The sequence below is a fragment of the Methanobrevibacter sp. genome (assembly GCF_045130115.1).
Taxonomy (GTDB): domain Archaea; phylum Methanobacteriota; class Methanobacteria; order Methanobacteriales; family Methanobacteriaceae; genus Methanocatella.
This window is the reverse complement of sequence record NZ_JBGUPC010000049.1, coordinates 64,583-71,708: the sequence shown is the minus strand read 5'-3', so window position 1 is coordinate 71,708 and position 7,126 is coordinate 64,583. Positions and strand designations below refer to the sequence as shown.

The 7,126-nt window shown below is 38.1% G+C and carries 5 protein-coding genes; 4 read left to right on the top strand and 1 reads right to left on the bottom strand.

Annotation, left to right across the window (positions count from 1 at the left end; all coding sequences use genetic code 11):
* The 3 genes from ACJMML_RS08690 to hisD form a co-directional block, all read left to right on the top strand.
* On the top strand, positions 1–1,666 hold a 1,666-nt coding region (locus ACJMML_RS08690), incomplete at its 5' end, for a hypothetical protein (protein ID WP_405306925.1).
* Between the two features lie 280 nt (positions 1,667–1,946).
* A complete protein-coding gene (ilvD, locus tag ACJMML_RS08685; RefSeq protein WP_405306924.1) occupies positions 1,947–3,596 on the top strand; it encodes a dihydroxy-acid dehydratase in 1,650 nt (549 codons plus the stop codon).
* A 7-nt stretch (positions 3,597–3,603) separates the two neighbouring features.
* Positions 3,604–4,881, top strand: a complete 1,278-nt coding sequence (gene hisD, locus ACJMML_RS08680) for a histidinol dehydrogenase (RefSeq protein ID WP_405306923.1) — start codon at positions 3,604–3,606, stop codon at positions 4,879–4,881.
* A gap of 80 nt (positions 4,882–4,961) precedes the next feature.
* Here hisD and ACJMML_RS08675 read toward each other — a convergent pair whose 3' ends face one another.
* Entirely contained in the window at positions 4,962–5,762 is an 801-nt protein-coding gene (locus tag ACJMML_RS08675; RefSeq protein ID WP_405306922.1) for a zinc-ribbon domain-containing protein, read from the bottom strand.
* Positions 5,763–5,861: 99 nt separating this feature from the next.
* On the opposite strand from ACJMML_RS08675, the gene ACJMML_RS08670 reads away from it, so the two are divergent.
* Positions 5,862–7,022: a hypothetical protein gene (locus ACJMML_RS08670; protein ID WP_405306921.1), complete on the top strand. Its 1,161-nt coding sequence runs from the start codon at positions 5,862–5,864 to the stop codon at positions 7,020–7,022.
* Positions 7,023–7,126: the final 104 nt, after the last annotated feature.

Sequence of the window (7,126 nt, the reverse complement as noted above, 5' to 3'; positions counted from 1 at the left end):
CGGTACATTTACAAACCATGCGAATGTTAACTGTACTGAGCATGAGTGGAATTACGCAAACAACTACGATAATGCAACAGTTGTTGTTTTCGACATTCCGGACATTAACAAAACAGTTAATAACACTACTCCATTCATTTATGAGTACGTCTTGTATAACATTACCATTAATAATGTCGGTAATGTGACATACATTGAAACCTTAACTGTTGTGGACAGCTTACCTGAAGGTTTAGAGTATATTGATACTGTCAGCATCACTGGTGCTGATATTGTTCAAAGAGCCTCCGTTGATGGAACCGGTCAAGTGGTTACTTGGAAAATTACCAATATTAAAGCTGACGTTCCTGCTATAATTACTGTTAAAGCAAGGGCTAATGTTCTTGGTAATTTAACAAACAATGCTACTGTAATCGGACCTGACGGTACTAACAAAACTGTTAACTGCACTATTGATGTTAAACCGATTTGTGATTTAGAAATTCTTAAAATTGTTGATAAGAAAGTTGTATATGTCAATGAATTTGTTGAATGGAGAATAATAGTTGTAAATCATGGTCCTTCTACCGCCCCTAATGTTGTTGTTAAAGATAATTTACCAGCAGGATTAAAGGTAATTAATGCAACACCATCTGTGGGTGCTTTCAATAAGAATACTGGAATTTGGAGTATTGGTGATGTTGAAAATAACACTTCTGTATTCCTTGTTTTAGTTACTCAAGCTGTAAAAGAAGGTTCATTTACAAACGTTGTTGTTGTAAACACAACTATCAATGAAACCAATTACACAAATAATAAGGCAAGCAACAATACCGTTGTAAAACCGATTTGTGATGTTGAAATCACTAAAGTTGTCAACTTCGATAAAGTTTACGTTGATGAAAACGTAATCTGGACAATTAAAGTCGAAAACAACGGTCCGTCTACAGCTAAGAATGTTAGAGTTACAGATCAATTACCTAAAGGTTTAAAAGTTCTGGATGCTAAAGTGACTCAAGGTTCATTCAACATGAACACTCTTGAATGGACAGTTGGCTCATTGGAAAGCGGTGAAAGTGCAATACTTAAACTTACAACCAAAATTGTTCGTGAAGGAATATTCACTAACCCGGTTTCAGTAACAACTACAACCAAAGAGACTGACTACACTAATAACAAGGCTAAAGACACTACTGAAGCAATTGCAATAGTTGATTTAAGCCTTAAAAAGTATTCTGACAAACAAGTATATCACAAAGGAGATAAAATGCATTGGACTATCATTGTTAAGAATTATGGTCCAAGCACTGCAACTGGTGTTGTTATGACTGATGTTTTACCATCAGGCGTCAAATTCATCAGATTTGTAGCTTCCAAAGGAGATTATGATCCTTCAACTGGAAAATGGGACATTGGTACATTGGCTAAAGGTGAAAGCGCAACTATCGAAATTTACTGTAATGTAACTGCTGAAGTAGGAACTATTACCAATTTCGCTAGTGTAACCTGTAACGAAAAGGACAGCAATCCGAACAACAACAATGATAGTGCTACTATCAAGGTTGAAAAAGTTCCGGATACTCCTGTTACTCCTCCAGCCACAATGCATCCTACCGGTAATCCTATTGTGATGGTTGTCTTGTCATTACTCGCAATGGTTGGCGTGACTTTAAGAAGAAAACTTTAAGCTTGTTATGGGAAATCAATTTTCCCATAATTTTTTATTTTTTAGCAAAAATTTAATATCAATTTAATGAAATTTACCAATAAGAATTTAACATTTATTCTTAAAAACTGTCATTTAATGATACTTATTTTTCAATATATTAATTCATCCACACAATTTTTGAAAAACAATTTTGTTTATCTACATTTAATAAATCATATTCAACATTTTCGCACAATTCCAATATTTTAAAAGTTATTAATGAGATATATATTATTGATTAAATTATATGTGTGATTAAATGAAAAGTGATAGTGTAAAAAAAGGAATTCAAAGAGCCCCACACAGATCATTACTAAGAGCTTGTGGACTTGATGATGAAGACTTTAAAAAACCGTTTATCGGTATAGCAAATAGTTTTACAGACATTGTTCCTGGTCATATTCACTTAAGAGAACTTGTTGAGTTTGTAAAAGAGGGTATTGTGGCTGCCGGCGGTATCCCATTCGAATTCGATACCATGGCGGTCTGTGACGGAATCAGCATGAACCATGAAGGAATGAAATATTCCCTGCCTTCAAGAGAGATTATCGCAGCGACTGTTGAAAGTATGACAAAAGGGCATGCTTTCGATGGGCTGGTACTGATTCCAAGCTGTGACAAGGTAGTTCCCGGCATGATAATGGGAGCTGCTAGAGTGAATGTTCCTTCAATCGTTGTTACCGGCGGGCCAATGGCATCAGGTGAGTATAATGGCAAACCTGCTGATTTGATTACAGTATTTGAGGCAGTAGGCGCATATTCTGCAGGCAAAATGTCTGAAGAGGAGGTAATCGAACTTGAAAAATGTGCATGCCCTGGAGCCGGAAGCTGTTCAGGACTATTTACAGCAAATACAATGGCATGCATTACAGAAACATTCGGCCTTTCCCTTCCAACCTGCGCTACAACCCATGCAAGAACCGAAGAGAACAACCAGATTGCATTTGAATCCGGTAAGCAGATTATCAAGCTTGTTGAAGATGATATCAAACCTTCAGACATTTTGACTCAGGAGGCCTTCAACAACGCCATTGCGGTTGACATGGCATTGGGAGGATCTTCCAATACAGCACTTCACATACCTGCAATCGCCAGTGAAGTCGACGGCATTGATGTGGATTTGGAATTGTTCGATGAAATATCAAGAAACGTTCCCCACATTGCACTCATTTCTCCTGCAGGCGAAGATTCAATGATGGATCTGCACCTGGCCGGCGGTATCCAGGCAGTTCTTAAAACATTGGGAGATAAGATTGACACCGATCAGCTGACCGTAACAGGAAAGACTATTGCTGAGAACCTGGAGAATGTTGAAAACAAAAACACCGATGTTATTCATACTCTGGACAATCCTGTGCATAAGGATGGTGGAATAGCAATCCTTAAAGGTAACCTTGCACCTAACGGCAGTGTAGTTAAGAAAGGCGCAGTCGCCGATAACCTAATGCATCTTAAAGGGCCTGCAAAGGTATATGATTCAGAAGAGGATGTTACAAAGGCAATATTTGACCACGAAATCGAAGAGGGGGATATTGTTGTAATCAGATATGAAGGACCTAAAGGCGGACCTGGAATGCGTGAAATGCTGAATCCAACATCAGCCCTTGCAGGAATGAATATCAAGGATGTCGGACTGATAACCGACGGAAGATTTTCAGGAGGAACCAGAGGGCCATGTATCGGACATGTATCTCCTGAGGCAAGGGAAGACGGACCTATTGCTGCAATCCAAAATGGTGACATCATAGAAATAGACATTGAGAACAGGTCCATCAGTGTCGAGTTGTCCGATGAAGAAATCGAAGCAAGGTTAAAAGAAGTTAAGCACCCTGAAAGCGATGTTTCAGGATGGCTGGCAATATATCAAAAGCTTGTTCACTCAGCAGACACCGGTGCTATTTTAAGGTAGTGTAATCATGGAAATATTAAAATACTCTGAAATTGATTTGGAAGATACAATTAAAAGGTCAGAACAGGATGTCAATAATGTTTTGGGAACAGTATCTGAGATTTTGGAAAATGTCCGAATAGAAAAAGACAAGGCAGTTCGCGAATATACCGAAAAATTTGATGGTGTCCTAATAGAAAATTTGAAAGTATCCAAAGATGAAATTGAAGAGGCATATGAAACATTGGATGATGAATTATTGGCCGCCTTAAAAAATGCTGCAGATAATATCGAAAGATTTCATAAAAAGCAAATTCCATCCGAATGGGAAATGGAAGTCAATCCAGGCATAGTTGCAGGCCAGATTGTAAGGCCAATCAACTCAGCCGGATGCTACATACCAGGTGGAAGGGCAGCCTATCCCTCATCAATATTGATGACTGTAATTCCTGCAAAAATCGCCGGAGTTCAAAAGGTAGTCTGCGTGACTCCGCCTCAAAAGGACGGCAAGATTTTAGATGCGATTTTAGTGGCTGCAGATATTGCAGGTGCAGATGAGATTTACAAGGTCGGAGGGGCACAGGCCATTGCGGCCCTTGCATATGGAACCGAATCAGTGCCTCGTGTAGAAAAGATTGTAGGTCCTGGAAATATATTCGTTACTGCAGCAAAGAAACTTGTCTATGGTCAAGTAGATATTGAGTTTCCGGCAGGACCTTCTGAAGTTCTTATCCTGGCTGATGAAACTGCAAATCCGGAATTTTTGGCAACTGACATTTTGGCACAGGCGGAACATGACCCTAATGCATCCTGCTTTTTGGTGACCGACTCAGAGGAATTGGCTCTCAAAACCGATGAATTCGTAAAGGAAATGACCGAAGTTGCACCTAGACGTGAAATAATCGAGGAATCATTATCCAAAAGTGGAAAAATCATTATCACAAACACATTTGCAGAAGCGATTTACGTTACAAACGAATACGCTCCTGAACATTTAATCATATCCACAAGGGATGATGATGAAACATTATCACACATCAACAATGCAGGCTCCATATTCCTGGGACAGTATTCTCCTGTTGCAGCCGGGGATTACGGATCCGGAACAAACCATGTCCTTCCGACCGGCGGAGGAGCAAAGATGTATTCAGGGCTGTCAACAGAGGCATTCATTAAAAAACCGACAGTTCAAAGACTCACTAAAGAGGGCCTTGCGGAGCTGTCCAAGACTTCAGTTCCTATCGCTGAATATGAAGGATTCTTTGCACATGCAAATTCCTTTAAAACAAGATTAAGGGATGAATAGAACTAAATTGGAGCTTAAGACATTAAGCTTCAAAAATTATTTTTTTTAATAAAAAAAGTATAAATAGCTGTAAAAGCTATTTAAAACAATTTTTCAACATCTAAATGATTTGAAACACTTTTTCTAAAGTATTTTGTTGAAAGCACACCAACTATCGCTCCGAATATGGTGAAGACTATTGCCTCATATCCGGAAAACATTTGATAGGAGAATGCAAATCCTGCAGACATCTCAACAATCAGATTGCATAAAAGTCCAACTACAAGTCCTGTGATGATGCCTAAAAGACCGCCGTTAAGCAAATCCTTAAATGATCCGAAGATTGCAATCACGATAAACAGGCTTATGAAAAATCCGATAGGGTAAAGGTCAATGTTTTGTCCTATCATTCCAAGTATGAATGAAAACAGCAATGAAAGGATTATTGAAAAAATAATTGAGACTATTGATAGGATGATCAATCTTTTAAGTTGGATGGTTTCATTAATTCCGGCTATGGACTGGCTGTCGATATTGATTGGCTTTCCGCATTCTAAACAGTATTCTGCATCAGCCTCATTAATCTTTGTATTGCAATGAGGACATATTATTTCTTCTGTATTTTCTGCTTCGTCCTCTTTTTCTTCTGGTTCTTCTTCTGTGTCTTCTGGTTCTTCCTGTTTTTCTTCAGCTTCCTCTTCTGCTTTTTCATCTTGTTCGGATGATTCTTCTTTCACTTCTTCATCATCCATTATTTTTTCACCGCATTCCGGACAAAAAATGTCATCTTCCTGCAATTTGTTATTGCATGATGGGCATACTCTGGTTTCGTTTTTTGTTCCGCATTTTGGGCAGAAATTCTTGTTTTCTATCTCCTCTCCGCAATTTTTACATTTCACCATTTTCCGTTGCACCCTGTTGTTATCATTTTATTAATATTATAATTTTTATATTATAAAAAACATACTTTTATACACAATTTGTATTTTTGGTGATAATTAATGAAAATTGACTCGCATGTATTATTTCTAATCATTGTAATTGGAGTAATTTCAGCAGGTATTGTTGGTGCTACGGTAATGAATACCGACACTTCCATGAAACAGGAGGTTTTTGATGGCATCAAGGTTCTTGTACCTGCCGATTCTGAATTTGTTAAAGTAGGTGACGGGGTTTATAAGGACTCAAATCACGGAATAAAAATCAACACATTCAAGAATAACAATTCCATGATTGATTTTTTAAAGAACACTAAAAAGTCAAAAATCATTCCTGTTGATAATCAGCCTCCTCAATCCGTTGCTTTTAAAAAAGGTAAAACTATCAATATTCTTGTTACCAATGGTAATGAGGGAATTGCAATAGGTTCTGAAGACGGAAAACTCACATCCGATATTGCAAACAATGTTATTTTCAGCAATAACCACAAAAGCCAAAAACCGGTCGGAATTCCTTTTGCAAAACAGCCTATGAAACCTAAACAGGATTTCAACCTGATCATGTTGCTTGTTGCAAAAGTTGACACCAACATATTCAATATAAATGCTTTACAGGAGAACACTGCAATAATCGTTGACAATTATAACGTTCAACTTGAAGAGCCTGAAGTTGCAGATGACTCATCCGATGTTACAACTGAAGACACATCCGAAGACTCATCCGATACAGATGTACTGACCGATACAGAGGATCTGTCCGAAATTAATGATACAGATGATTTGAATGAAGTATTGAATGAGCCTGTTGACACATCCGACGATGACCAGTCCAGCGCTGATAATGATGATGACGATGTCCTAACCACTGATGTGGTTTCAGAAAGTTCCCAATCATCCGATTCAGGTAGTGCTGCTGGCGGAGATACCGTTGCAAGTCCGGACACTTCATCCGGTTCATCATCAGGCAGCAGTTCATCATCCGGCAGCTCATCTTCCAGCAGTCCGGAGCCACAAAAATTGTCTGAAAGCGACTGTAAACAGATAGTTGAACAGTCATTGATGAATCGCCCTGAACTTCAGATCGACAAATGTGAAGCAATCGGAGACACTTTCGTTTTCTATATTGTCGATGCACAAAATAACAATGCACCATTGGGAACAATTACCGTTGATGCATTGACAGGCAATGCGGAACCTGATAACGCACTGAAAGCGGCGCTTTAATTCCGCCATCTTTTTCTTTTTTTTAATTTTTTTGCATACTTTTATTAAACATTAAATATAATATTAAAATTATAATGAAAATTTTATCATTATTTTTATTTTTA